The organism is Streptomyces sp. 378, assembly GCF_030124145.1.
In the GTDB taxonomy this organism is placed as follows: Bacteria; Actinomycetota; Actinomycetes; order Streptomycetales; family Streptomycetaceae; genus Streptomyces.
Genome location: NZ_JASKMS010000010.1, coordinates 224625 through 251257 on the forward strand (window position 1 = coordinate 224625; position 26633 = coordinate 251257).

Genomic DNA, 26633 nt, shown 5'->3' on the forward strand with positions numbered 1-26633 from the left:
CGGCGACATCGCTGGTGGTCCCGGGTCGCCGCCGTGGTGGCGGCGACCCTCGCGATCGGCACGCTCGTCGCGGTGCGTCCGACGCCCGCCGAGGCGGCGACGGTGGACACCAACGCCTGGTACGTCCTGGTCAACCGCAACAGCGGCAAGGCGCTGGACGTCTCCGGCTCATCCACCGCCGACGGCGCCCGGCTCGGCCAGTGGACGCGCCACGACGGAACCAACCAGCAGTGGCAGTTCGTGGACTCCGGAGGCGGCTTCTACCGCCTCAAGGCCCGGCATTCGGGCAAGGTTCTCGACGTGGCCGGCTCCTCGGCCGCGGACGGTGCAGCGATCCAGCAGTGGGCCGACCACAACGGGGCCAACCAGCAGTTCCGCCTGGCCGACTCCGAGGCCGGCCACGTCCGGCTGATCAACCGCGGCAGCGGCAAGGCGGTCGAGGTGCAGGGCGCCTCCACCGCCGACGGCGGCACCGTCGTCCAGTACTCCGACTGGGGCGGCGCCAACCAGCAGTGGCAGATGATCAAGCTGTCGTCCGGTGGGGGTGGCGGCGGATGCGGCAGCGCCCCGGCTCTGACGAGCGGTACCCACACGATCCAGAGCGGCGGCAAGAGCCGCAGCTTCATCCTCAGGGTTCCCGCCAACTACGACAGCAGCCACCGCTACCGGCTGATCTTCGCGTTCCACTGGCGGGGCGGAACCGCCGGCGACGTCGCCTCGGGCGGTACGAGCGGGAACGCCTGGTCCTACTACGGCCAGCAGGAACAGTCAAACAACAGCGCGATCCTCGTCGCCCCCCAGGGCCTCGGCAACGGCTGGGCCAATGCGGGCGGTGAGGACGTCACCTTCGTCGACGACATGATCCGGCGCATCGAGGGCGGCCTCTGTGTCAACCCGGCACAGCGCTTCGCCACGGGATTCAGCTGGGGCGGCGGTATGAGTTACGCACTCGCATGCAGCCGGGCGAACGTCTTCAGGGCCGTCGCCGTCATCTCCGGCGCCCAGATCAGCGGGTGCAGCGGCGGCAACCAGCCCATCGCCTACTTCGGGATCCACGGCATCAGCGACAACGTCCTCAACATCGGGCAAGGACGGTCCCTGCGCGACAGGTTCGTCCGCAACAACGGCTGCACTGCCCAGAGCCCGCGCGAGCCCGCGCCGGGCAGCCGAACGCACATCACCACCACCTACTCGGGCTGCCGTGCCGGATACCCGGTCCAATGGGCCGCGTTCGACGGAGGCCACGGACCCGGTCCGGTCGACGGCTCCGGCGGCGAAAGCGGCGTCACCACCTGGACCAAGGCAGAGATCTGGAGGTTCTTCGCACAGTTCCAGTGACACGTCCGCACCACGGAGTGGAGCCAGGACGATCCTGGCTCCACTCCACCGACGTCTGCCTCAGGGTCTGGTCAGCCCCCTGCTGCTGTGGCCTGCCGGGTGGGAGACCGCGCCGTTCCCAGGCTCCAGCAGCCCGCTGACCGTGCGCCGGAGGAGCCCGGCGGAGGCTGCGCGGCGCCCGGCGGATGCCGACGGCGCCCGGCGGGTACCCCTGGTGGCATGCGTACCACCCCGTCCCACAGAGGCGGCACTGTCGCGAGGTCTCCAGAGGTCACGTCCGTCGCGGTCCTGATGGAACTGGTCAGGAACGAGTCGTCCGGCGGACATGTGAAGTGCTGGGAGCGGTTCGCCGAGGCGGCGGCCCGGCAGGGGAGCGACGGAGCCGCCGTCGATCTCACCATCTACGTGCTCGGACACCGCGAACACGTCGAGGAACTGTCACCCCGAGTGCGGTTCGTGGCACTGCGACCGGTCCTGAGCACGGCTGCGGTCATGCCCGTCATGGGAGGTGTGGACATCACCGACCTCGCACCCCACCACCCCCGCCTCGCCGGACTGCTGCCCCGTCACGACGTCTGGCACCTCACCCACAGTTTCGCGTTCGCCATGACCGCCGACCGGCTCGCCCGCCGCGCCTCCCTCGCACCGCGCCCGGGCCTGGTGAGCTCCCTCCACACGGACGTCCCGGCCCTGGCGTCCGTCTACACCCGCCAGATGATCGGGAAACTGCCCGGTCTCACCAAGGTCGCCGATCGGCCCGCGGCCGGCCTGCCGCACCTGGCGGAACAGCTCCTGCGACGCCGGCGCGACCGGCTGCTGCGGCGCTGCGACCGGGTCCTCGCCTCCTCACCGCACGCCGCGGAGGAGATGGGCGCGCTCGTCGGACCCGGCCGTCTGTCCCTGCTGCGCCGCGGTGTCGACCACGACCGGTTCCGCCCCGACCCGGCGGCCCGCGCGGAACTGGCCCGCCGCCACCACGTCCCCGGGGACCGGCCCCTGGTGCTGTTCGTCGGCCGGGTGGATGCCTCGAAAGGCGCTCCTCTCCTCGGGGCGGCGGTCCATCGGCTCGGACAGCGCGGACACCCCGCCCATCTGGTCATCGTCGGTTCCGGCGCCGAAACCGGCAGTCTCAAGGAACTGCTGGGGCCTCACGTGACCCTGCTCGGACAGCAGCCGCAGGACCGGCTGGCACAGGTGTACGCCGCCTGCGACGTCTTCGCCTTCCCCTCGCACACCGAGACCGTCGGCAACGTGGTCGCGGAGGCGATGGGATGCGGCCTGCCCGTGGTCCTGCCGGAGCGCGCGGAGACCACGCAGTGGCTGGCCGCCCCCGGTCACGACGGCCTGGCGGTGCGGGACGACACCCCGGAGGGCTGGGCCCGGGCGCTGGAGAGCCTGGTGGCCCGGCCCGGTCCGCGGCGGGCCATGGGGCGGCGGGCGGCCCACACCGCACGCACCCGGCACCCCACGTGGACGCAGGTCATGGAGGAGGACCTCCTGCCCGTCTGGCTTCAGGCCGCCGGGGTCGTGGAGCGAGCGGGCGCCGGCCGGCCCTGAGGCGCTCACCGCCGGGTGCCGCGGGGCGGCTCGTCCTCGGGAGCCGATGGCACGGACCCTCCGTCTCCGGCCGCCTGTTCCCGCCGTAGTGCGTCCTGCCGGTGCAGCGCCGTGATGGCCGGTGAGGTGTCCAGGCGGATGATGCCGATGACGGTCGCCGCGACACCCGACACGGTGAGGGCCGCGAGCGGCCAGTCGAGGCGCAGCGTCTCGCCGAACAACGTGGTTCCGACCGCCACGGCGACGACCGGCTCGGCCGTGTCCATCACCGTCATGGTGGCGGCGAGCGGCCCCTCCCGGAACGCGCTCTGAATGAGCAGCAGCCCGCCGATGCTCGCCACCACCAGGAGGTACGTCTGCCAGGCCGAGAAGACCGCGGCGAATCCACGGGGCACCCGGGCCACGGTCGCGTTCAGCAGCACCGACTGGAATCCCATGACGGTACCGGCGGCCAGGGCGATGAGGGAGGCCCTCCAGACGCCGGTGACGCACGTACGCGCGACCAGCGCCCCGACCGTCACGGCCGCGACCGCTCCCATCGCCAGCAGCCACGGACCGAGGCGCGCCGTCGCGGGATCCCCACCACTGGGCCGGGTCGTGACCAGAACGGCGGACAGACCGGCCGCCACGGCCAGGACGCCGCCCCACTCCCGGGCCCCCAGCCGCACCCGGTACAGCCGGGCCGACAGCGGAATGGCGAAGAGCAGCTCGCAGACGATCAACGGCTGCACCAGACTCAGCGGACCGAACGCCAGCGCCAGGGCCTGGAACATATAGGCCACGATCGCGAGTGCGATGCCGGACACCCACATGCGCTGTCGCAGCAGATGCCACAGCAACCGCCAGGACAACGCCTCGTCCGCCGGGCGGGCACTCGCCGACCGCTGCTGGAGCACACCGGCCCCGGCGAAGCAGGCACCGGAGGCGAGGGAAGCGAGAACGGCGACGATCATGTGGTGACCGGGGTCACGAGGCGGCGTGGCAGCGGGTCAGGCGTGCGCGAGACGCCGGGCGGCCTTGGCAGGGGAGCGTTCGCTCGGCCGCTCACGCAGGGTCGGTCGAACCGCCACCGGGGCCCGCTGCGCCGGGCGCCGACGGTGACGGAGTACGGCCCCGGGCCGAGGATGTACGTGGTGTCGCGGCCGGTCATGACTGCCGACCCGGCACCGGAGCCCGGAACCAGCCGGTCGGGCGAGCGCCCGGACGCGCCCGCAGAGGTGCTCCACCGTGGGTACTCCCGGTCGTCAGGAACGCCCGGCGCGGCGAGCCCGGGGAGACGGGAGCGGCGGTTCCCCGCCGTCTCCGCGACGACAGCGCGCGGCAGGACCGGCGGGCCGACGGCGGTCGGTCCGAGGAGGGCTCCGGCACGGCGGTGGACCGGCCTGCCCGGATCACGTCGGCGGCTGCGGAAGACATGGGCCTCTGGGGGTGTCGGTCGTGCGAACAGAACGTGGACGCCCGCGCTGCGGGAGATCCGCTGTCCATGCCTCCCCGGGAGTCAGGCGTCTCCAACCCTCCGGAACATGCCTTGCCCAGTCCTTGTGCGGTCCGTCGCACATGAGCTCTCCCTTCCCGAGGCCGCCGGGCCGTCCTCCGCGGTGAGTACTCTCCGGCGCCTGCCGAACCGCTGGGACCCGCCGTCGTCCTCGGTGCCGGTGCGGCTGTTGTCCTGGGAGGGGCAAGGCCGGTCAGGCATGTGGGGGGAAGCGGGCGGCCAGCATGGCCCGGTCGTCGGGGAACGCCGCCTCGGGCTGGTGGTGCAGGAAGCGGTCGCACAGTTCGGCGATGTCCAGGCCGGTGGTGGTGCGGGCGCAGGCTGTGAGGCGTTGCATGCCGAGGGCGAGGTCTTCGCGGCGGCGCTCGATCAGGCCGTCGGTGTACAGCAGCAGGGTGTCGTTCTCGGCCACGATGGTATCGGCCTGTTGGTAGCAGATGTTCCGGACGGGTCCGAGCGGGGGTGCGATGGCGTGGTCGAGGTAGGCGCTGGAGCCGTCGGCGTGGATGAGAAGGGGCGGCGGATGGCCGGCTCTGGCGTAGGTCAGGGCGCGGGTGCGGCGGTCGAAGACCAGGTAGCAGGCGGTGGCCATGCGGTTCGGGTGGTAGCGGCCCAGGAAGGTGTTGAGTTCGTCCAGGACAGCGGTGGGGTCGGTGCCGCAGCGCGGCACGATGTTGCGCAGGGCGGCGGTGATCTGTGCCATGACGGTCGCTTCGTGCAGTCCGTGGCCGGCGACGTCGCCGATGCTCAGGCCGATGCGATCGGCGTCCACGTCGTAGACGTCGTACCAGTCGCCGCCGACCGAGAGCAGGTCACTGCCGGGGGCATAGCAGGTGGCCGTCGCCAGGCCGGGCAGGTGTGGCAGTTGGGGCAGCAGGCTGAGCTGGAGGCGTTCGGCGACCCGGTGCTCGTGCTCGTGGAGCCCGGCCCGGCGCAGGGCCTGGGCGATCTGCTGGGCCACAGCCGTCACGTGCTCGGAAGTGGTGGAGCTGTGCGAGCCGTAGACGATCAGCATGCCCAGCTGGACACCGTCCGCCTCCAGCGACAGCGCGAGCGGAACCGCATCCGCGGCCTCACAGGGAAGCGAGCCGTCCGAGGAAGAGGGTCGGTCCAGGTCGGTCCAGCCCCCCGCGTTGGCTGGACGGGCGTTGTCCTCCGGCTGCAGGGGCGGCACCAGCCTCGCCGAGTGCAGGTAGAGCTCCGCCGCGGTGGCCCCCAGAGCGGGCGGCGCCACCTCGTTGACGACGCGGGACACCTGCGCGAGGGTGATCGCGCCGGCCAGGGCGGCAGTCAGGTCGTACAGGTGCTGCAACTGGGCGCGGGCGGCCTGTTCGGCGGCCAGCAGCCGTGCCCGGTCCACCTCGGTGGCCCGGCGGAAGGCCACCTCCCGGTTCAACGCCTCTACCTGCTGGCTGAGCACGACGAACCGGTCGGACGCCCCGGCCTCGACAAAATGCAGCTGTGCCGCCGGCTGCGGGCCGTCCCACCACGTGGCCCGCGCCCCGTGACAGCGAAAACGCCGCAGGCGGCCGTCGGCGTCCTTGAGGATCAGCGCGCCGGGCACGGGGCTGCCGCTGCGCAGCCAAACAGTCAGCTGCTGACGCAGCCGCGGTGTGTCGTCGGGCCGCAGATCGAACAGGCTGGCGCCCGGGCGCAGCCGGTCGTCACAGCGACCGGCTGCCGGGTTGGCGGCCAGCACGCGGCCGTCGGCCCCGCACAGCAGCACCGGGTGAGGCAGCGGTTTGGTGATGGCCTGGAAGAGGCCAAGGGTCATGGAGCCACAGCCGGATCGCCGAAGTACTCACGGCCGCTCACTGTCTCGACGTCCACGTCGGGGACCAGGTGCACCACCACCCGGCAGCCCGCGTCGCCGCGCGCGATGGTCTCCTCCAGCTCCACCCGCGCGTAGCCCAGGTTGCGGGCGGCGATGGTGCCGAAGACGTTGGACGTCATCATGCACATCGACTCCCGGCCCACCACCTTCTCGGCGAACGGGCACGCCCGGTTGCCCAGCACGATCTTCCTTTCGTCGTGCTCGATGACGTAGAAGTCACCGTTGATGCGTTGCTTGAGATCCACGAGTGCTTCGGCGACCTGCTCACCTGTGAGCCGGTCGGCTCCCAGCGCCTTGAGGTACATCTCGTCGATCTGCGTGCCGACGGCCTGCCCCACCAGGCTGACGTAGCCGGACGCCTCCTCCAGGCCGATCACCGACTCCAGCGATGTCGCCAGCTCACGCACCAGAGTCCGCAGGAACACATCACGGTCCAGTGGAATCTCCACATCCGAAACCCGTCCCATGCCGGCTCCCTCACCCTCAGGCCATGGCCGCAACGCGACCGGCGTGGCCTCATTTGCCATGACGGGATCTGATTCTGCCAGCGTCCTCCAGCCCGCCACCACCAGCCCTGTGCCCCCATCGACGGATGACCTTCACGAAATCTCTCGGTCTCCCGGTCGGCACAGATGGTTCACCAGGTGGCCAGGGGTACTCGACAGGTGGCTGCCGTCGGCTGCGCACCGCGTCTGTCGGCGGCGGCGTTGGGCCACCCCGCTGGAGGAAGCTCGTGAGAGGCGAACCGACCATCCCATGCTGCGAGTCGCGTTTTCCCGCGGTCACGGCGAGCATCGCGGACGCCCGGCACTGGGTCCGCGACTGTGTGGAAGGTTTCGGCGGGCCGCTGCGTCGGCACCCGGTGATCCAGACCGCCGAACTGCTCGTCTCGGAACTGATCACCAACGCCATCCGCCATGGCGCCGGTCCCCCCTTGATCCGAGTCACGTGGAACGGGCGGCTGCTGCGCATCGCGGTCAGCGATCACGGCGACCGCCTGCCCCGCATGCACGCCACTGCGAACACCGAGCCCGGTGGCTTCGGCATGCAGCTCCTCGAACGACTCGCCCTACGTTGGGGCGTCACCCCACGCCACCCCGGCAAAACGGTCTGGGCGGAACTCAGCCTCGAATCCTGAGCCCGCCCCTTCCCGGCGCGGATCGCCCATCGGGAAGACTCCGGCGGAGCGGGGCCCCTGACCCGCCACAGCTCGCCTCACCGGGAGCCACGCCGACCCTGCCGGGTGCTGTGGCCTGGTGGTCTCCAGGTCGAAAGGCAAGACGCGATCAGGAACTCCCACGGGACGAGACGCGGACCACAGTTCGCGCAGGACGTGAGAGGACCGCGGGCCGCATTCCATCCCTTGGCCGGCTGGGCGTCCTCGGTGCCCGGCCGGGTATCGTGTCAGCTGATCGAGATGGGGCCGGCGTGCGGCCCAGCCCGGGGGAACTGGGGGAAGACCGTGGATGTCCCACCTGGCGTGGGCGGGCCCTCCGACGCGCCGCCACATGGTGCGCTACTGCAGATCAATCCGTTGCCTGACAGTTCCGGGCTGGGGGCGATGGGGGAGATCAGCGTGAACACACGGACCGTCTGGCAGCAGGCGCTGGAGCAACTGGTCGAGCGTCGCGCGGACGTGCTGCACGTGGATCTGTCCCGGGTGAGGTTCGTCGATGTGGCCGGTGTGACGGACCTGGCGATCACCGCCCAGTGTCTCTCCGAAGGGCAGCGGATCGTGCTTCACCGGCCTCCGGCGCAGCTGCCCCGCATCCTGGAGCTTTTCTGGCCCGGGCTTGCCGCGATCGAGGTGGCTGCGTGATGAGCACAGCCACCTCGCACGAGCCCTTCGTCCACCCGGCGCTCTTCTACCGAGGCACGGACCAGTACACGGCGGGAACGGTTCCCTTCCTGCGGGAAGGACTGGACGCCGGTGAGCCCGCAGCCGTCGCGGCCCCGCCGGATCGCCTGGAGCTGATCCGCGAGGGGCTGGGTGCGCGAGCGGCGGAGGTCCGTTTCATCGACATGACCCAGGCCGGCCGGAACCCCGGCCGCATCATCCCCAGCGTGCTGCGCAAGTTCGCCGACGCCCACACGGGAGCCCGCCGGGTCCGCATCATCGGCGAGCCGATCTGGCAGGGTCGTTCCGCTGTCGAATACCCGGCGTGCGTGCAGCACGAGGCGCTGATCAACGCCGCTTTCACCGGGCGCCGGGTAACCATCCTGTGCCCCTACGACGCCGACCGGCTGGAGAAGCAGGCTCTCAGTGACGCCCTGGCCACCCACCCGGTCGTCATCGACGCGGATGGCGAGAGTCAGTCTGCCGCCTACAGCCCCGAGCAGATCATCGACCGCTACAACGAGCCCCTGCTCGCCCCACTCGGCGCCGCAGCCCGCCCGTTCGCCGCGCGGACACTGCCCGACGCCCGCGACTTCGCCGTGTCCCAGGCGCGGTCCCTGGGCGTGTCCGGCGTGAGCCTGGGGGATCTGGAACTCGCGGTGGCGGAGCTGACCACCAACAGTGTCGTCCACGGCGCCGGCTCGGGGACACTGCGCATCTGGCCCGAGAACGGCCGGATCGTCTGCGAGGTCCACGACGGCGGACAGTTCACTGATCCGCTGGCCGGCCGCCGCCCGCCGAATCCCACGCAGCCCGGTGGCCGTGGACTCCTGCTCGTCCACCAGCTCGCCGACCTCGTCCGTGTCCACACCGGACCTGACGGCACCACCATCCGCTGCTACCTCCCCGCCTGACCAGGACAACGTGACGGCCCTGCTCACTCTCATGGGGAGGTCGCCCTCATGTCCGTCCCCGGACGGTGGGGTCGCTGAGCAATGGGGCGGGCGAGAGCGGGTGGACAGGGCTGTGGCCGCCACCGCACAGGTCTGACCCAGGGGGGAGGCACTCCGCTCGCACCGCGGATGGGCGGCGCTTGGTCGTGTCCCGTCCCGTGCGGAGCGAGAGCCGGGACCGTCTGTCACCATGGATCTTGTGCGCCGCAGCTTGGGAGTTGCCGCCACGGACGGGGACCGAGCCGGAGAGGCGAGGGAGGACGGCATGAGGCCGAGGAACCACCGTCTCACCGTGCTGTCGCTTCTGCCTTTCGCCATGATGGCCGCCGTCACGGTGGCTGATCTCGCTGTCGGTCCGGCGGTGGTCTTCCTTCCCTTGGTGTCGCTGGGACCTGCCTTCGCCCCGCTCGTGGGCAGCTGGCGGCGCACTGCCTGCGCCGGCGGGATCGCGCTGTTCTTGTGCGTCGGCCTGGGGTGGTACAACGACCTGCTCGACGACTCACGCGGTGTGATGAGCATCGCTTCGGTCCTCGGCGTGACCGCGGCCGGCCTCCTGGCCGTGTCCATGCGACAGCAGCGTGAGGCGGCGCTGGACAACGTGCGCTCCATCGCCGAGGCCGCGCAACGGGTGCTCCTCAAACCGGTACCGCGGCTTGCCGGGCGCGTGCGTGTGGCCGTCTGTTACATGTCCGCCGTCGCCGAGGCACGCATCGGCGGTGATCTCTACGAAGTCGTCACCTCGCCGCATGGGGTGCGGGTGATCGTGGGCGATGTCCAGGGCAAGGGACTGGAGGCGGTGGAGACCGCGGCCGTGGTCCTGGGCGCGTTCCGGGAAGCGGCTCCGGAGGAGGCCGACCTGGCAACCGTGGGGTACCGGCTGGAGCGTGCTGTCGATCGGCAGTTGGGTGCGGAGAAGTTCGCCACCGCCATCCTCGCCGAAGTGAGGTCCGAGGAGGTCACCTTCCTGAATTTCGGTCACCCGGCGCCCTTGCTGGTCCGCGCCGACGGCACCACCACCTGGCCGGAGCCCTCCTCTTACGCCCTCCCCCTCGGTTTGGGCGTTGACGGCGCGGAGCCGCCGGAGCCGTTTCGCGCCGACTTTCTCCCGGGCGACCAGCTCCTGCTGTATACCGATGGGATCACCGAAGCGCGCGACGCGAAGGGCCGCTTCTACCCCCTTGCCGAGCGTGCCCACCTTTTGAAGGAAGGTGACCCTGAGACGGCGTTGGAGATGCTGCGTCAGGACCTGCTTCAGCACGTCAGCGGCCCGCTGCACGACGATGCGGCCCTATTGATGCTCCGGCACCGCTGACGCTTGCGGACTCTCGTCAGCGGTGTGGCGCCGCGCAGGTTCGAGTCGCTCGCAGGTTTGAGACCCGTACAGCGCGGCCGTCCGCCCCTGCCTGAGCAGGCCGCGTGTCGGCCGCTCGGAAGTCATCAGCCGGTTGCCGTCGCCCTGCGCAGCGAGGCGACGATCTGTGTCCCAGGTGTCGACCAGTGCCGCGGTGACCATGCACACGGCGCCTCCGGCCACGCCGCGGGCGGTGGCGCAGCTGAGCCCGGCGGCAGAGGACCGGTCGATCCTGGCCTCTGGAGCGCCTGCTTCTCAGTGGTCGGGGTTGCCCGGGTGACTCATGTACGCGCGAGGGTGCTTGCGGTGGCGGTGGACGGCTGCGCTTGCCGCACTGAGGCCCAGAGCGAAGATCAGCGCGAGGGCCAGGCCGGAGCAGAAGATGGCCAGCGCGTTCATGGTGGCGATGTCCTGACCTAGTACGGACACGGTGTACTCGGGTCCGCCGGAAAGGTTGTCGGCGATCACCAGGCCGGTGAAAGCGCCTGTGGCGGCCAGGAGGAGCAATCCGAGGACGATCATCTGGGTCATCTCCTCGAAGGAGTTGTTCCGCTGGTACTCGCTGGAGACTGACCGTGTACCCCACAGACCTGCCCGGACACGAAGGCGGTGCGCGGGAATGCGGGGCGCCGGTCATCGGCAGTCCGCGGACGCTTTTTGGGGCCCCAGAGCAGCAGGAAGCCCTGCGGTAAGGGACCCATCGAGCCCGGCGGTGATGTCCGCGACCGTGTCGGTGGAGACCGTGTCGGGGAGCCGACCGGAATCCTCTGGTGGGCCGCTTCGGTGGCCGGCCACTCGTACATTTCCGACAACCACTTGGACAGCAGCAGCTGCAGCGTGGCCGCCGTGGCGCCGGGGGTGATGGAGTGCACCAACGGTGTCGTACCAGCAGCGCACCCCGAACGTCCTGCCTCGTGATCGTCTTCTCGCCGTTCACCGGCAGACGGCACGACGGAGGGTCCCGCGGGCCCGATGCCGGGGGGAGCCTTCCCGTTGTCAGCGGGGGCGGCCGGTGACGTCGTCCCAGTGGAGCGTGCGGTCGCACCAGCGGTCGAGGAGCACCTGGTCGTGGCCGACGGTGAGGAGGCCGGCACCGGTGGTGGCGCGGTAGTCCTCTACGGCTGCCACCAGGGCGGCGGTGGTGGACGCGTCCAGCATGGCGGCCATCTCGTCACAGATCAGCCAGCGTGGGCGCAGCACGAGGGCGCGGGCGAGGCAGGCGCGTTGGAGCTGGCCGTCGCTGACCTCGTGGGGGCGGCGGTCCAGGAGATCGGGGGTGAGGCCGACGGCTGCTGTCAGTTCGGCGACGCGTTCCGGGATCTCGTCGCGGCGGCCGACCGCGCGCAGGGGCTCGGCGATCAGGTCGGTGAGCCGCAGCCGGGGGTCGGCGGAGAGGCGGGGCTGTTGGAAGACCACGCCGAAGGCGGTGCGCTGGGCGCGCGGGGCCCGTTGGCGCCAGCGGTGCACGGCGTCGCCGTCGAGGTGCAGCGTGCCGGAGTCGGGGCGGTGCAGCAGGGCCGCGACGCGGGCGAGGGTGGATTTGCCGCAGCCGCTGGGGCCGAGCAGACCGACGGCCTCACCGGGGGCGACGGTCAGGGAGGCGTCGCGCACGACCGGGGCTTTCCTGTCGTACCCGGCGGTGATGGCACGCAGTTCAAGCACGGATGTCCTCCGGAACGTGCGGATGGTGACAGGCGACTTCGGCAGCCGTCGGCGGCAGAGTGGCACAGGCTTTGGAGGCGCGCTCGCAACGGGGGGCGAAGGCGCACCCGTCGGGAAGGTCGCCCAGTTCGGGTGGCATTCCGGGGATCGGGGTGAAGGCGCGCTCGGGGAGGGCCCGGAGCAGGCCGATGCTGTAGGGGTGCCGGGGGCCGGGGGCGCCGAAGAACGTTTCCGCGTCGGTGAGTTCGACGATCCGGCCCGCGTACATCACGGCCACCCGGTCGGCGATGCGTTCGGCGGCTGTGAGGTCATGGGTGATCACAAGCAGGGCCCGGCCCGGGCCGCCCTCGTCGTCGGCGTCGACGTGGCGCCGTAGTTCGTCGACCGTGTGGTCCACCAGATCGCGGTCGAGTCCGGTGGTCGGTTCGTCGGCGAGCAACAACGGCGCGTCGCCGACGAGGGCGAGGGCGGTGGCGGCGCGCTGGGCGAGGCCGCCGGAGAGCTCGTGCGGGTGGCGGTCGAGGTGGCCGGTGGGGAACGCGGCGCGCTCCGCGGCAGTCTCCGCCGCGGCCCGTACGGCGGCACGTCCACGGGTGCGGGTCAACGCGGCCACGGTTTCCTCGAGTTGGGAGCGGACCGTGCGCACGGGGGTGAGGTGTGCGGCGGGGCTCTGCGGGATGAGCCCGATCAGGCGGCCCCGTACTGTCCGGGCGAGGGTGCGTTCGTCGGCGGTGAGCAGGTCCAGGTCGCCGAGGTGGGCCTCGCCGGCTGCTTGGGCGTTCGCCGGGAGGAGGCCGAGGAGGGCGGAGGCGAGGACCGATTTGCCGCAGCCGCTCTCGCCGATCAGTGCCAGGCATTCGCCGGCCGCCACGTCGAAGTGGACGTCGGTGACGGCGGCGATCCGGCGTCCGCCGGGCATGAGGAAACGCACGGACAGCCCGCGCACGGACAGGACGGGATGTCGCTCTGTGAGCGTCACAGCATCAGCTCCGATCGGCGGCGGGGATTGATCCGCTCCCGCCAGGCTCCGGCGAGACCGGCGATGGCGAGGGTGGGGACGATGATGAACAGGCCGGGGAAGAGCGTGGGCCACCACTGCCCGGCCAGCAGCGAGCCTCGGGCGCTCTGAATGAGGGTGCCGAGGCTGGCGGTGTGGGTGGGCAGGCCGAGTCCGAGGAAGGAGAGGGCGGATTCGTGCCACATGGCGTGCGGCACCATGAGTACCGCGGCCAGCGCCGCCTGGGGCAGTACGGCGGGCAGCAGATGCCGTACCGCCACCCGCCACCGCGACGCCCCTCCGGAGACGGCGGCGTCGATGTACGGCCGCGAGCGCAGGGAGAGGACCTCGGCGCGGGCGATGCGGGCGGTGGACAGCCAGTGGGTGAGCGCGACCGAGACCACCACCGGCCACACCCCCGGCCGGAACATGGCGACGATGAAGATCCCGAGCAGCAGATGCGGCACGGAGGAGAACGTGTCGACCAGCCGCATGACGCCACGGTCGACCCAGCCGCCCAGGGCTCCGGCGGTCGCTCCGACGGCCGTGCCGATCACGGTCGCCGTGAGCGCGGCCGCCACGCCGACCAGCAGGGAGACGCGCAGGCCGTAGACGCAGCGCAGGAGCAGGTCCCGGCCGAGGTCGTCGGTGCCGAAGGGGTGGGACCAGCTCGGTGGCAGCAGCTTCGCGCCCAGGTCGACGGCCTGCTGGTCGAGCTGGACCAGCGGCGGTACGAGGAGGACGGCGAGGACGGTCGCGGTCACCAGCGCGGCTGACAGGCGCACCCGCACCGCGCGGGTCGAGCGGCGGTTGGCGCCGTAGGACCGCCAGGCGGTCCCGGAAGGGGAGTCGGCGGGAGCGTCACATGTCACTGAACTTCACCCTCGGGTCGAACAGGCCGTAGAGGAGGTCGGCGAGCAGGTTGCCGAGGAGCACGGCGGCGGTGGCCAGCGTGGTCAGTGCGGCGAGCAGCGGGAAGTCGACGGCGGTGGCCGCCTCGACGGTGGCCGCCGCGATGCCGGGCCAGCTGAAGACGCTCTCCACCAGCAGGGCTCCGGTGATGAGTTCAGGGACGCGGGAGCCGACCAGCGTGAGGACGGGCAGCAGTCCGGAGCGCAGGGCGTGGCCGAGCAGGACGGTGTGCTCGCTCAGCCCTCGGGCACGGGCTCCGCGCACGGGGTCCTCGGCGAGTGCGTCGCCGACGCCTTGGCGGACATACAAGGTGAACCAGGGAAGTTGGGAGACGGCGAGCACTCCTGCGGGCAGGACGAGGTGGCTCGCGACCTGCCCCGGCGTGACCTGTTCGCTGGCGGTGTCGGTGAGGCCGCCGGCCGGGAGCACGCCCCACTGCAGGGCGAAGAGCCAGACGGCCAGCAGGGCGATCCAGAAGACGGGTGCCGCCTCCAGGGAGTAGGCGAGGGAGGTGACGATCCGGTCGAGCGTGGAGCCGGGACGGCGGGCCGCCAGCACTCCGAGCACGGTGCCGGTCAGCACGGCCACCGCGAAGGCGACGGCGCACAACAGCGTGGACCAGACGAGACGTTCGCCGATGACCTGGGCGACCGGCTGCCGCATGACGGTGGACTGGCCGAGGTCGCCGCCGAGCGCGGAGGTCAGCCAGTTCCACCAGCGGGAGGTGAACGGCTGGTCCACGCCGAGGTTCTCCCGCAACCGCTCCAGCGTCTGCGCGTCGGCACCGAGCGCGGCCGTACCGGCGTACGCCTTGACGGGGTCGAAAGGGGAGGCGGCGGCGATCGCGAAGACGCCGAAGGTCACGACGAGGAGGACGGGGGCGGCGAACAGCAGCCGCCGCCCCGCCAGGCGTGCCATCGCTCCCCAGGGCAGGGAGGGCGTCACTTCTTCGGCTGCCAGGCTTCGAGGTTCCACCACGGGCCGCTGGCGAAGCCGTGCTCATGCGGCTCGACCTGTGTGGTCAGCCCGTCCCAGCGGTCGGCGAGGACGTAGACGTGGTTGATGTGGGTGAGGAAGGTGTAGCCGGGGTCCTTCACCAGTTCACGCTGGAGGTTGTCATAGGCGGCCTTCCGGGCCGCTGTGTCGAAGCTGCGACGTCCGGTGTCGAGCGCCTTGTCCACGACCGCGTTGTCGTAGCGGCCCATGTTGTTGAAACCGTCTCCGCCGAGTGAGGAGTGCAGCAGGGTGTAGAGACCGAAGTCGGGGTCGCCGTTGCTGCCGAAGCCGGCGAGGACGGCGGTGTTCTTCATCCGCGGCTCGATGACCTCCCAGGTGGCGCTCTCCGCCGTCACCTCGATGCCGGCCTTCTTGGCATCGGAGGCGTAGGCGAGGGCGTGGTCCTGGCGGACCTTGTCGCCGGAGGGGTAGAGGAGAGTGAAGGACGCCCGCTGTCCGTCCTTGGCGCGGATGCCGCCGTCGCCGGTCCTCCAGCCCGCCCGGTCGAGGATCCGCTCGGCCTTGGCGAGGCCCTGCTCGCGTTCGATGCCCTTGGCGAACCAGGGGTCGCCGACGGGCAGCGGCCCGTACGCGGGGCGGCCGGAGCCGTCGAGGATCTTGTCGACCATGGTCTCGCGGTCCACGGCGGCGTCCAGGGCCTGGCGGATGGCGCGGTCCCCGGTGACCTTGTTCGCGGTGGGGAGGGTGACGGTGCGGAAGTCGTACGTCTTCGCGTCGTACGTCTTCTTCGCCTTGTCGTTCTTGAAGGTGGCGGCGAGGTTGGGGGGAAGGACCGCGCCGTCGAGGTCGCCGGAGCGCAGCCGGGTGGCGCGCACGTCGTCGTCCTCGATGATCGCCATGGTGACCTTCTTCACCTTCGGCGTTCCGCCCCAGTAGTCCGGGTTGGCCTTGAAGGTGAGCTTCTCGCCCTTGCTCCAGCCCACGAGGACGTACGGCCCCGTGCCGACCGGCTTGGTGTTGAAGGCGCCGGTGTTGGGGTCCTGCTCGCCGGCCATGTGCTCGGGGACGATGGGCAGGACGGTGCGCCCGGCGAAGGGCGCGTACGGGTACTTGAGGGTGAAGACGACCTTGTCGTCGCCGTCCGCCCGCACGTCCTTGACGGCGTCCAGCTCGCTGCGGGAGGTGTTGTTGGTCTTCGCGTCGAGGATCGTCTCGTACGTGAAGACCACGTCGGCGGAGGTGAGCGGCTCGCCGTCGCTGAACTCCACGCCCTCGCGCAGGGTGTAGGTGTAGGTGAGGCCGCCGTCGGTGACCTGTGGCAGTGCCTTCGCCAGAGCCGGTCTCAGCGTGAGGTCGGTGCCCCGGGCGAGCAGACCGTCGAAGACCTTCGAGTTGCCGTCCTTGCCGTAGCCGAGCAGAGGACTGAGGGTGTCCGGCTCGGAGGCCACGCCGATGACGACGGAATCGGCGGATCCGGCCTCGTCCGTGCCGCCGCCGGGGGCCGAGCACGCGGCGACCCCGGCCAGTAGCGCCGCCGCGGCAGCGGCTCCTGGTATCCGTCGGAGCGTCATGGACCTCACACCCTTATTGCTGATCGAATGTTGTTGCATCCTAATGGCAATTAGAGCTGCCTCCCCTCGGCTCGCGGTCGGTCCGGGTGGTGAGGGGGCGCCGAGCGTGAGCACCAGACTCGCCGTCGACGCGGCCGAACGCGTCGTCGCGGGCGACGGCCGGGATGCGCTCGGTCATGTGGAGACCGGCTGCGTGGGCGTGCGGGACGAAGGTGCCGTGGGTTCACAGGCGTTCGCGGGCGGCTCGGGTCCTGGACGGCGGGGAGTACCGGGAGTCCGTGTCGTGGGCCCCGTAACCAACTGACCTGAAATACCCTGCAGTTGCTCTACGCACTGTCCTAGCCCAACCTTCCGGTCCGGGCGCTGCCGACCCGGCCGCACCCGGGTCGAAGCCACTGAGTCGCTGCCCGATGTCCGGTAATCACCGCCCGCGGGCTCGGAGGCGGGCCCCCTGGCGAGAGGAACTGTCCGTGGTCAGGTACGGCGGGCAGCCCAGACGGTGCGCTCGGTGCGTACCGTCAGGTCGTCGCGGCGCAGGATGCTGTGCGGGCTGCTGGTGTCGAGGAGCTGGTCGAGCGCGGTGAGGTCCTCGGGGGAGAGCCTGTCTGCGATGACGCCGCGGATGCGCTGCAGGACGCCGGTGGCGTAGCGGCCGATGGCTTCGCTGCGGGAGCCTTCGAGGTTCGCGGCGATGGTGCGTTCGCCCTCGACGGTGAAGCCGGCGGCGGTCAGCATGGGGCCCCAGTCGGCGCCGCGGTGGGGCATGTGTTCGGCTTGGCGGCGGTCGGCTGCGGCGTGGACGCGCTCTTCCAGGCCGGGCCGGTCCGCGGGGGCGTTTTCGGGCAGGAAGCGAGGGTGGCCGGCCAGTTCGACGACGGCGAACAGGCCGCCGGGCGTGAGCGCGCTGTGGACGGTGCGCAGTGCGCGGTCGGGGTGGGCCATGTGGTGCATCGAGGCCGACGCCCAGACCAGGTCTGGTGAGCCGAGGTCGGGCCAGGTCGCTTCGTCGAGGTCGGCCTGCACCGTGTGCACGCGCTCTTGGAGGCCGCGGGTGCACGCCTTGGTACGCAGGCGCTGCAGGTGTTCGGCGGAGGCGTCGACGGCGGTGATGTGCGCGCTGGGGAAGTGGTTGAGAAGGGCGAAAGTGCCCGCGCCCGTGCCGCAACCCAGGTCCACGATGTGGTGCGGGGCGGTCTGCAGCGGCAGCCATGCGGTGATGGAGTCGGTGTGCTCGGCGAGGATCTCGGCGTCCAGGTCGAGGATCTCCGCTTGGCCGTCCATTGCGTGCTCGTGGTGGTGACGGTGCGAAGCGCCGTGGTGGGGAGTGTGGGTGTGTGCGTTGTTCATGCTCTGCACGCTAAGACGGATATGCGCCTGCGGCGCGAAGTGTCCCAGTCTGCGCAAGGTGATGGTCCAGGCGCTGCCCGACGCGCAAGATGTCACCGCCAGGGACGGCCGTCGCGCGGCCTCACGGTCACTCGGGAGCGCCCTGGGGGTCGTCGCCGCTGTCGCGCTGGTGCCCGCGGCGGGCGTCGCGGTCGAAGATGCCCAGGATCTCGCAGGGTCCGCCGTCGGCGCCGATCGCGTGCGGCATCATCGTGGGGAACTCGGCGGCCTGGTTGGCCTCGAGCCGGAAGCGGCGGTGGCCGAGCATGAGGATCGCCGTGCCGGACAGGACGACGAGCCATTCCCGCCCCGGGTGGGCGCGCATGCGGGCCGGGTTCTCGGGGGGCGGTTCGGTCATGCGCTGGCGCACCACGCTCATCCCGGGGTCGGCCTTGATGGTCCAGCGCATCAGGCCGTGGGTGCTGTCGATCGTCGGGCTGGTGACGACGTCGTCGGTGGCGGTCTCCACGAGCTGATCGAGCGTGGTGTCCAGGGCGCGGGCGAGGGTGACCAGCTGATCCAGTGCGAGGCGGCGCCGGCCGTTCTCGATGCGGCTCAGCGAGGACTGGCTGAGGTGGGCGCGGGAGGCCAGCTCCTCCAAGGACCAGCCCTGCGCCACCCGCAAGGCGCGGATGCGTTTGCGTACGAGGCTGTCCAGATCTCCATCTTCTTGCGTCACGGGCAACAGGGTATGCCTTCAGGGCAAGACCGGCTTAACGTCGTGCGCAGATGGTCCGCAACGTCTGGGACCAGTGGAGGAGGAAAGGCAGGAGGCCATGGCTGTGACAACTTCTCCGTACGCGACGTACGCGAGCGACGCATTGGCCGGTGGGACCGTCGACGCGGTGGTGATCGGCGGGGGCGCCGCAGGGCTGACCGGTGCGCTGACCTCGCCCGCTCTCGCCGCTCGGTCGTCGTGATCGACAGCGGCTCCGCGCGCAACGCGCCCGCCGAGGCCATGCACGGCTTCATCGTCCTGGACGGCACCCCGCCGCCCGGGATCCTTCAGCGAGGCCGGGAGCAAGTGCGCCGGTACGGAGGGCGCGCCGCCTTCGGCGAGGTGGCTTCGGCCGAGCCCGCCGCCCCGTCGACGGACGGGGATCCGCGGTTCGCCGTCACCCTGGCCGACGGACGGAGCGTGAGTGCGCGCCGGGTCCTGGTGGCCACCGGCCCGCCCGACAACACGGGCCGCGGCTTCGCCTCCGGCATGGCGGGCACCACCGAGGTGCCGGGCGTGTGGGTGGCGGGCAACGCCACCGACCTCGCCGCCCAGGTCGGCGCCTCCGCAGCGGTCGGCGCCCGCATCAGCAGGGTGCCGGCCACCGCGGACACCGACGCGGCCCTCACCGCAGCCCAGGGCGAAACTCCCGCCCTCTGAACATCCGGCGCGGTACCGGCCGCTGCACACCCTCGATGCGTGCGGCGGCCCGGGCCCCGCCCACCCCCTTCACCCGGCGACCGGTCCTGCTCCGGCGCTCACTCGGCATGCCCTTTTGAGAGGAATCCATGAGTACGAACCAGCCCGTACAGCCCGCGCAAGCCAGTGGCCAGGTGGCCCCCGACGCACGTCAGCTGCGCATGATCTTGATCACCGTCTCCATCGCCCTGATGGCGGTCATCGCCTCGGTGACCGGGCTGAACGTCGCGCAGACCCACATGGCCGTGGAATTCGGCGCCTCCCAGAGCACGGTCCTGTGGATCATCAACATCTACACCCTCGCCCTGGCCGCGCTGCTGCTGCCGCTCGGCGCCCTGGGCGACCGCCTGGGCCGCAAGCCCATGCTCATCGCCGGCCTGGGAGTCTTCGGCCTCGCCACCGTGGTCGCCGGCTTGGCCCCGACGGCCGAAGTGATGCTCGCCGCCCGCGTGGCCGGCGGCATCGGTGCCGCCATGATCATGCCGATCACGCTCGCCGTCATCACCTCCACCTTCCCCGAAGAGCAGCGCGGCAGGGCGATCGGCGTGTGGACCGGCGTCGCCGGAGGCGGCGGCATCCTGGGCATGTTCCTCTCCGCGCTCCTCGTCGACGTCGCCGACTGGCGCTGGCTGTTCGTCCTGCCGGCGGTCCTGGTCCTCGTGGCCCTGGCCATGACGCCGAAGTCGGTTCCCAACTCCCGCGAGACCTCGGCCCACCGATTCGACACCGTCGGCGCCCTGCTCTCCGCGACCGCCGTGACCGGCCTCATCTTCGTCCTGCAGGAAGGCCCCGAACGCGGCTGGACCGCCCCCGCGACGCTGATCAGCCTGACCGTCGGCCTCATCGCCACGGTCGGGTTCGTGGCCTGGGAGCTGCACCGCCGCGACGCCTCCCTGCTGGACGTGCGGTTGTTCCGGGAGCGCGGACTGTCGGGCGGCTCGATCACGCTGCTGGTGGTCTTCGGTGTCCAGGCGGGCATCGGCGTGGTCCTCTTCCCGTTCTTCCAGGCCGTACTCGGCTGGTCGGGCCTGCTGTCCACGGTCGCGATGATGCCCATGGCCGTCGCGATGATGACGGCCTCCGGCCTGGCCCCCAAGCTGGCCGCAGGGATCGGCGCCCGCTCGACCATGGTCGTGGGCATCGCACTGGCCGGCGTCGGCATGGCGCTCATGGCGCTGTTCGTCTCCGTCGGCGGCGGCTACCTGTCCGTCCTGCCCGGCCTGCTCGCCATGGGCATCGGCATGGGCCTGTCGATGACCCCGTCCACGGAGGCCATCACCGCCTCCCTGCCACGCGAGAAGCAGGGCGTCGCCTCCGCCCTCAACGACGTCACCCGCGAGTTCGGCACCGCACTCGGCGTCGCCCTGCTCGGCGCGCTCGTGTCCGCCGGCTACCGCCACGCCATCGACGACAAGCTGCACGGCATCCCCCGAGGCCCCGCGGACACCGCCCGAGAAGGCGTCGCCAACGCCGTTGAAGTGGCGGGCAGCACCGGACCACACGCACCAGACCTGCTCCACGCGGCGCAGCAGTCATTCGTCGACGGCTGGCAGCAGGCCATGTGGGCAGGCGCCGTCATCATGGGCGCCCTGTTCGTCTACATCGCCCTCCGCGGCCCCGAGAACACACCCTCCGCGGTCGCGGACGAGACAGACCCCGCTGAGGCCGTCTCCGTCGGCTGACCGCACAAGAGCCGGGCCACAGCAAGCAGACCGCCCCGCGGACACCGCGTTCGCCGGCCGCTCACCGGGGGCCGGTTCAAGCCGCTGAAGTCGGGACCGATCACCCGCCCGTGCGGACGGTGCGCCTCCCCGTTCTCCCGGCGCATGGCGGCTGCCTGCCCCTTCAGGTGCAGCCAGGTGTACATGAGGCCGGGCTCGGGGTGGTCACGGGCGGGTGAGTCGTCCAGGACGAACCCGATGTGCCAGTCCGCCGCCCACCCGTCGTCGTGCCGCGTCTCCCGGCGGCGCCGCTCCGCGGAGATCCGGGACGGCACGGTCATACTCGGCGACGACGAGCGCGGCCCAGCGCGCCAACGCCCTGCTTGAGGTCACCTTCAAGGCCCTGCGCAGGGTTCACTGCCTCGCTGCCCGGCGCTGCGCCGCTGAAGATTCTTTTACACACTGATTGCCATTTTCAGCTCCCCTGCAACTCCCCTTTGATCAAAGCTGTTTCACAGCAAATGTCATGTGCATCACGCGCTTCTCAGGGGAGGCACTTCATGGCAGTCAGCGGTCGGCGAGCGAGACGCATATGGGCGGTACTCGCCACCTCTGCCGCGCTGGGCCTGACGATCACTCAGGCCCAGGCGGCACCCGGCGGCGACGATCCGTTCGGCGTCCGTGTCCTGGACGAACGGGCCCACCTGCATGAACAGCAGGGGGGTCTGTCGCTTTCGGCGGAGGAGGAACCAGGGGAAGAGGAACCGGGAGACGGCGGCGAGGAGAACGAGCACATCGCCGCGCGGGCGGAGGAGTACGCCCAGGCCCGCACCGCGCCGGGCGGCATCGTGGCGCCGGGCGCGTTCGGGGCGGCGTACGGCGAAATGCTGAACCTGCCCAGCACCAAGGGCGGTTGGCGCAACAACACCCGGCTGCCGTACGACGCCGACGACCCCCGCTACCGGGACATCAACTCCAACTCCAGCGGCGGCGCGGGCAAGGTGACCGGCCGGGTGACCGGCATGGCGGCCGACGACCGCGGCAATGTGTACGCGGGCTCGGCCAACGGCGGTGTGTTCCGGTCGCGGACCGGCGGCGGCCACTGGACGAACATCTCCGACGAGCTGCCCGCCCTGTCCACCGGCGATCTCCAGCTCGACCCGCGCGGCCGCCTCTGGTACGCCACCGGAGAGGCCAACACCAGCGCGACCGCCTTCCTCGGCACCGGCGTCTACGTCCTGAAGGACCCGCGCCACGGCAAGTTCAGCCGGCGCGACCGGGTCGGCGGCGACGAGCTGGAGTCGACGTCCGTCAACGCGCTGCGGTTCGGCGGCGACAAGGTGTGGGCGGCGACCACGCGGGGCGTGTGGAGCCACAGCACCAAGACGCTCAAGGGCCCCTGGAAGCTGGAGTTCGCGCCCAACCCGGACTATCTGCCGGGCGGTCCGAAGGACGACGACCAGAGTGCCGCGTACAAGAACATCGCGAGCGACATCGCGATCGATCCCAAGGACCCGAACAAAACCGTTCTCGCCATCGGCTGGCGCAGCGGCGACACCTACAACGGCTTCTACACCAAGGGCCGTAACGGCTGGGAGCGGCTGACCGACCTCGGTGAGCTGCCGACCAGCGCGGAGGACGTCGGCAACGTCAGCTTCGCGCGCAGCGCGGACGGCTCGCGGTACTACGCCATCGACCAGTCGCCGCAGCAGATGGCGACCAACCCGGACAGCGGCCTCGCGGGCATCTACGTCTCCAAGTCCGGCTCGCCGACCGGCACGTGGACGAAGATCGCCGACTACAAGCAGCTGCGCGACTCCGGCTCGGCGCTCACCGGCGACGGCTACCAGCCCGGCATCCAGGCCTGGTACAACCAGTTCCTCACCGTCGACCCGAAGAACCCCGACCATGTGTACGCCGGTCTGGAGGAGGTCTTCGAGACCAAGGACGGCGGCAAGACCTGGACGGTCCCGGGCCCGTACTGGAACTTCGGCTTCGACTGCTGGTCCATCGACCCGGCCAAGCAGTCCGGCGACTGCCCGCAGACCACGCACCCCGACCAGCACGCGGTGGCGATCGGCAGCTACTACGGCAAGCCGTACGTCCTCGTCGGCAACGACGGCGGCGTCTACCGGCGCCCGGTCGACGGCAGCGCGAACGCCGACGGTCACGCCACCGACTGGACGTCCCTGAACGACGGAACGATGGACGCCCTGCAGTACTACTCGGTGGGCGTCGGCAACGACCCGGACAGGCGAGGCATCGCCGTCACCGGCGGCCTGCAGGACAACGGCCAGTCCATGCTGCGGCCCGGCGACCGCGTGATGGGCTCCAACTTCGGCGGCGACGGCGGCGACACGATCACCGACCCGGACAACGGGTGCAACATCGCCGAGGAGTACGTCTATCTCTCGGTGTCCGTCACGCAGAACTGCGCGGTGAACGAAGGCAGTTGGATCGACGACCCGTCGAAGGCCACGTCGTACTCGGTCGCGCCGCCCGACAGCGAGACGGCCGAGGCGCGCTTCATCGCGCCGCTGAGCGCCGACATCAAGGACAAGAACACCTGGGTCGCCGGCGGCCGCCACATCTGGATCAACACCAAGGGCTACGGGATCCGCAGCGGTGACGAGTGGTTCAAGGCCTTCGACCTGGGCGAGGGCCGCACGGCCACGGCGGTCGCGTCCTCCGGCGGCAAGGTGTACGCGGCCTGGTGCGGCCCCTGCAACAACCAGGGCTTCGCCCGGGGCGTCGCGGTCGGCAACGCCGACGGCACCGGCTGGCACGAGCTGAACCTGCCGGCCGAGAGCACGGTGCCCAACCGCTACCTGTCCGGTCTCGCCGTCGACCCGGCGAACGCCGACCACGTCCTGCTCGCCGTCAACGGCTTCTCACGCAAGTGGACGGAGGGCCCCGGCGCGGGCGTCGGCCACCTCTTCGAGACCAAGGACGGCGGCACGACCTGGACGGACATCTCCGGCAACCTGCCGGACGTGCCCGCCAACTCGGTGGTCCTGCTGAAGAACGGCACGATCGCCCTGGGCACGGACCTCGGCGTACTGGTCCGCACACCGAAGTCGTCCGGCTGGAAGGTGGCCGGCACCAACCTGCCGACCACTGCCGTGCTCCAGCTCAAGACCGGTCCGGACGGGCGCCTGTACGCAGCCACGCACGGACGCGGGATCTGGTCCATCGATGTACGGCGTCTGCGGTGATCCTCCGGCGTACGGCGGTCGTGACGTGAGCCGGAGCAGCACGACCTGACATGCGGAGGCGGGGGAGGCGGGGGAGGCGGGGAGAGGGGCCTGCGGTCCGATGGACCGACCCGATGACCGTTTGACCTCCTCCCCAGCCTTTCGACGCGGGCCGTGCGCTCCGCGCCCTCAGCGGTCGCGCGGACAGGTGTGGTCGAGGACGCCGGCGCGGGCACAGGCCTCGGTGATCATGGAGTTGCGACGCTCTGTGATCACTGGGGAGACCTGTGCCCGCGCAGGCAGGTGGCGCCGGGGGCCGCCTCTACCCCAGCGAACCGAGCGTCGTCGGCGGGCCGTCCGACGAGCCGGCGGACCTTTGGGCCCGGGCCGTCCGCGGCATGAGCCGGGCGCCGGTCGGAGGACTCGTGGCGACGGCGCACGGGCGCGGTGACGTTTGCGCCGGTTGCCGGGAGGCAACCCGTCAGGCCCCAGGGCGGTACGCGCCCGGGCGGAGCGAGTGTGCGTCACTGGACGCGGAAGGGGAGGCGGCGGGCATGAAGGTATCCGACTACATCCTCCAGCGGTTGCGTGAATGGGAGGTCGACCACGTCTTCGCCTACGCCGGCGACGGCATCAACGGTCTGCTGGCGGCATGGGGACGCGCCGACAACCATCCGAGGTTCGTTCAGTCCCGGCATGAGGAGATGTCCGCCTTCCAGGCCGTGGGGTACGCGAAGTTCTCCGGCAAGGTGGGTGTCTGCGCGGCGACCTCCGGCCCGGGCGCGATCCACCTGCTCAACGGCCTGTACGACGCGAAGCTCGACCATGTCCCCGTGGTCGCGCTGGTCGGACAGACCGACCGGAGCGCGATGGGCGGCTCCTACCAGCAGGAAGTCGACCTGCAGAACCTGTACAAGGACGTGGCCTCGGACTTCTGCGAGACGGCGATGGTGCCGGAGCAGCTGCCGAACCTCATCGACCGGGCGATGCGCACCGCGTACGCCAAGCGCACCGTCACAGCGATCATCATCCCCGCCGACGTACAGGAACTCGACTACAGCCCGCCGTCGCACGCCTTCAAGATGGTGCCCTCCAGCATGGGGCTCAGCCACTACGCCCCGGTGCCCGCCGACACGGACATCGAGCAGGCCGCCGAGGTCCTCAACGCCGGTGAGAAGGTGGCCGTCCTCATCGGCCAGGGCGCCCGCGGCGCCCGCGCCGAGGTGGAGGAACTGGCGGACACTCTCGGCGCCGGTGTCGCCAAGGCACTGCTGGGCAAGGACGCCCTCCCCGACGACCTGCCCTACGTCACCGGAGCCATCGGCCTGCTCGGCACCCGCCCGTCGTACGAGCTCATGCGGGACTGCGACACCCTGCTCATGATCGGCTCCAGCTTCCCGTACACGCAGTTCATGCCGGAGCTGGACCAGGCCCGGGCGGTGCAGATCGACATCGACCCGCACATGATCGGCCTGCGCTATCCCTTCGAGGTGAACCTCGTCGGCGACGCGCGCGAGACCCTGCGCCGACTGCTGCCGCACCTGCGCCGCAAGGCCGACCGTGCCTGGCGCGAGAAGATCGAGAACAACGTGGCCCGCTGGTGGGAGGTCATGCAGCGCCGCGCCGCCGTGGACGCCGACCCGATCAACCCGGAATACGTGGTGCACGCCCTCGACGGCAGGCTCCCCGACGACGCCATCATCAGCGCCGACTCCGGTTCCGCGGCCAACTGGTACGCCCGCCACCTGCGGCTGCGCGGCCGGATGCGGGGATCCCTGTCGGGCACGCTGGCCACCATGGGACCGGGTGTGCCGTATGCGATCGGCGCGAAGTTCGCCCACCCGGATCGTCCTGCCATCGCCCTGGTCGGCGACGGTGCCATGCAGATGAACGGGATGATGGAAATGGTCACGGCCGCCAAGTACTGGCAGCAGTGGTCCGACCCGCGTCTGATCGTGGCCGTCCTCAACAACCACGACCTCAACCAGGTCACCTGGGAGATGCGGGCAATGGAGGGCGCACCCCAGTTCGAGGAATCGCAGCACATCCCCGACCTGCCGTACGCGGAGATCGCGCAGCGCATCGGGCTTGAGGGAGTCCGGGTGGAGAAGCCCGAGCAGGTCGAGACGGCCTGGGACCGGGCGCTGTCGGCCGACCGGCCCTTCGTCATCGACTTCCGCACCGACCCGGCTGTGCCGCCCATCCCGCCGCACGCGGAACTGGACCAGATCGAGGCCGCCGCCGCAGCGATTCTCCGGGGCGACAGCGACCGCGGCTCCATGATCAAGCAGGGCGTCAAGGCCAAGGTGCAGGAGATGCTGCCCGGCACCCGGCACCGGGAGGACCGGCCCGGCGCCGGCCCCGACGACAGCGCGGGTGAGAAGCCGTGACCCACCCTGTGAGCGGGGTGCTCGGCGACGGCTCCGTCGTCGAGCACTTCGTCGCGTCCGCCCACCGCGTTCCCGTTGTGGAGGGGTGAGCCAGGTCCCGACTGAGGGACCTTGAACTCAC

23 protein-coding genes are annotated in these 26633 nt (G+C 71.0%); 12 read left to right on the plus strand and 11 right to left on the minus strand.

The window, feature by feature from the left end; translation table 11 throughout:
• The first annotated feature begins 33 nt into the window (after nucleotides 1-33).
• Nucleotides 34-1338, plus strand: a complete 1305-nt coding sequence (locus QNO09_RS16750; RefSeq protein WP_283971018.1) for an RICIN domain-containing protein — start codon at nucleotides 34-36, stop codon at nucleotides 1336-1338.
• 219 nt (nucleotides 1339-1557) lie between these two features.
• Nucleotides 1558-2895, plus strand: a complete 1338-nt coding sequence (locus QNO09_RS16755) for a glycosyltransferase (RefSeq protein WP_283970977.1) — start codon at nucleotides 1558-1560, stop codon at nucleotides 2893-2895.
• Nucleotides 2896-2900: 5 nt separating this feature from the next.
• On the opposite strand, the gene QNO09_RS16760 is transcribed toward QNO09_RS16755, so the two are convergent.
• From QNO09_RS16760 to QNO09_RS16770, 3 genes are all read right to left on the minus strand, one after another.
• Nucleotides 2901-3848, minus strand: coding sequence for a DMT family transporter (locus tag QNO09_RS16760; RefSeq protein ID WP_283970978.1), 948 nt, complete (start codon nucleotides 3846-3848; stop codon nucleotides 2901-2903).
• 735 nt (nucleotides 3849-4583) lie between these two features.
• Complete coding sequence (locus QNO09_RS16765) at nucleotides 4584-6164, minus strand: SpoIIE family protein phosphatase (RefSeq protein ID WP_283970979.1); 1581 nt, start codon at nucleotides 6162-6164, stop codon at nucleotides 4584-4586.
• On the minus strand, nucleotides 6161-6691 hold the full coding sequence (locus tag QNO09_RS16770; protein WP_283970980.1) for a methanogen output domain 1-containing protein: 531 nt from the start codon (nucleotides 6689-6691) through the stop codon (nucleotides 6161-6163). The genes QNO09_RS16765 and QNO09_RS16770 overlap by 4 nt, the downstream gene beginning before the upstream one ends.
• Before the next feature lie 266 nt (nucleotides 6692-6957).
• On the opposite strand from QNO09_RS16770, the gene QNO09_RS16775 reads away from it, so the two are divergent.
• From QNO09_RS16775 to QNO09_RS16790, 4 genes are all read left to right on the plus strand, one after another.
• The gene (locus QNO09_RS16775; protein ID WP_283970981.1) at nucleotides 6958-7362 is read left to right on the plus strand and encodes an ATP-binding protein; all 405 of its coding nucleotides are present in this window, start codon (nucleotides 6958-6960) and stop codon (nucleotides 7360-7362) included.
• Nucleotides 7363-7785: 423 nt separating this feature from the next.
• Complete coding sequence (locus QNO09_RS16780) at nucleotides 7786-8043, plus strand: STAS domain-containing protein (RefSeq protein ID WP_502962307.1); 258 nt, start codon at nucleotides 7786-7788, stop codon at nucleotides 8041-8043.
• A complete protein-coding gene (locus QNO09_RS16785; RefSeq protein ID WP_283970983.1) occupies nucleotides 8043-8975 on the plus strand; it encodes an anti-sigma factor RsbA family regulatory protein in 933 nt (310 codons plus the stop codon). Before QNO09_RS16780 ends, QNO09_RS16785 begins: the two co-directional genes overlap by 1 nt.
• A gap of 304 nt (nucleotides 8976-9279) precedes the next feature.
• Nucleotides 9280-10326, plus strand: a complete 1047-nt coding sequence (locus tag QNO09_RS16790) for a PP2C family protein-serine/threonine phosphatase (RefSeq protein ID WP_283970984.1) — start codon at nucleotides 9280-9282, stop codon at nucleotides 10324-10326.
• Between the two features lie 294 nt (nucleotides 10327-10620).
• Here the strand turns inward: QNO09_RS16790 and QNO09_RS16795 are convergent, their stop codons facing one another.
• The 6 genes from QNO09_RS16795 to QNO09_RS16820 form a co-directional block, all read right to left on the minus strand.
• Nucleotides 10621-10896, minus strand: a complete 276-nt coding sequence (locus QNO09_RS16795; RefSeq protein WP_283970985.1) for a hypothetical protein — start codon at nucleotides 10894-10896, stop codon at nucleotides 10621-10623.
• Nucleotides 10897-11361: 465 nt separating this feature from the next.
• Nucleotides 11362-12027 carry an ABC transporter ATP-binding protein gene (locus QNO09_RS16800; RefSeq protein WP_283970986.1) on the minus strand — a complete coding sequence of 222 codons (666 nt, stop codon included), beginning with the start codon at nucleotides 12025-12027 and terminating at the stop codon, nucleotides 11362-11364.
• Nucleotides 12020-12946: an ABC transporter ATP-binding protein gene (locus QNO09_RS16805; protein ID WP_283971019.1), complete on the minus strand. Its 927-nt coding sequence runs from the start codon at nucleotides 12944-12946 to the stop codon at nucleotides 12020-12022. Before QNO09_RS16805 ends, QNO09_RS16800 begins: the two co-directional genes overlap by 8 nt.
• Before the next feature lie 56 nt (nucleotides 12947-13002).
• Nucleotides 13003-13896, minus strand: a complete 894-nt coding sequence (locus tag QNO09_RS16810; RefSeq protein WP_283970987.1) for an ABC transporter permease — start codon at nucleotides 13894-13896, stop codon at nucleotides 13003-13005.
• Nucleotides 13886-14854: an ABC transporter permease gene (locus QNO09_RS16815; RefSeq protein WP_283970988.1), complete on the minus strand. Its 969-nt coding sequence runs from the start codon at nucleotides 14852-14854 to the stop codon at nucleotides 13886-13888. Before QNO09_RS16815 ends, QNO09_RS16810 begins: the two co-directional genes overlap by 11 nt.
• A 23-nt stretch (nucleotides 14855-14877) precedes the next feature.
• Nucleotides 14878-16464, minus strand: coding sequence for an ABC transporter substrate-binding protein (locus QNO09_RS16820; protein ID WP_283970989.1), 1587 nt, complete (start codon nucleotides 16462-16464; stop codon nucleotides 14878-14880).
• Nucleotides 16465-16570: 106 nt separating this feature from the next.
• On the opposite strand from QNO09_RS16820, the gene QNO09_RS16825 reads away from it, so the two are divergent.
• Nucleotides 16571-16768 carry a hypothetical protein gene (locus tag QNO09_RS16825; RefSeq protein ID WP_283970990.1) on the plus strand — a complete coding sequence of 66 codons (198 nt, stop codon included), beginning with the start codon at nucleotides 16571-16573 and terminating at the stop codon, nucleotides 16766-16768.
• Nucleotides 16769-16938: 170 nt separating this feature from the next.
• Here the strand turns inward: QNO09_RS16825 and QNO09_RS16830 are convergent, their stop codons facing one another.
• Both QNO09_RS16830 and QNO09_RS16835 read right to left on the minus strand, forming a co-directional pair.
• On the minus strand, nucleotides 16939-17811 hold the full coding sequence (locus QNO09_RS16830) for a class I SAM-dependent methyltransferase (protein WP_283970991.1): 873 nt from the start codon (nucleotides 17809-17811) through the stop codon (nucleotides 16939-16941).
• 127 nt (nucleotides 17812-17938) lie between these two features.
• Nucleotides 17939-18529: a helix-turn-helix domain-containing protein gene (locus QNO09_RS16835; RefSeq protein ID WP_283970992.1), complete on the minus strand. Its 591-nt coding sequence runs from the start codon at nucleotides 18527-18529 to the stop codon at nucleotides 17939-17941.
• 103 nt (nucleotides 18530-18632) lie between these two features.
• On the opposite strand from QNO09_RS16835, the gene QNO09_RS39965 reads away from it, so the two are divergent.
• The 5 genes from QNO09_RS39965 (at nucleotide 18633) to QNO09_RS16855 (ending at nucleotide 26512) form a co-directional block, all read left to right on the plus strand.
• Nucleotides 18633-18770: a hypothetical protein gene (locus QNO09_RS39965; RefSeq protein ID WP_502962304.1), complete on the plus strand. Its 138-nt coding sequence runs from the start codon at nucleotides 18633-18635 to the stop codon at nucleotides 18768-18770.
• Nucleotides 18767-19228, plus strand: a complete 462-nt coding sequence (locus QNO09_RS16840; RefSeq protein ID WP_502962305.1) for a hypothetical protein — start codon at nucleotides 18767-18769, stop codon at nucleotides 19226-19228. The genes QNO09_RS39965 and QNO09_RS16840 overlap by 4 nt, the downstream gene beginning before the upstream one ends.
• Before the next feature lie 128 nt (nucleotides 19229-19356).
• A complete protein-coding gene (locus QNO09_RS16845; RefSeq protein WP_283970993.1) occupies nucleotides 19357-20949 on the plus strand; it encodes an MFS transporter in 1593 nt (530 codons plus the stop codon).
• Nucleotides 20950-21488: 539 nt separating this feature from the next.
• On the plus strand, nucleotides 21489-24143 hold the full coding sequence (locus QNO09_RS16850; RefSeq protein WP_283970994.1) for a glycosyl hydrolase: 2655 nt from the start codon (nucleotides 21489-21491) through the stop codon (nucleotides 24141-24143).
• A gap of 533 nt (nucleotides 24144-24676) precedes the next feature.
• On the plus strand, nucleotides 24677-26512 hold the full coding sequence (locus tag QNO09_RS16855) for a thiamine pyrophosphate-requiring protein (RefSeq protein WP_283970995.1): 1836 nt from the start codon (nucleotides 24677-24679) through the stop codon (nucleotides 26510-26512).
• The last annotated feature ends 121 nt before the right edge of the window (nucleotides 26513-26633 follow it).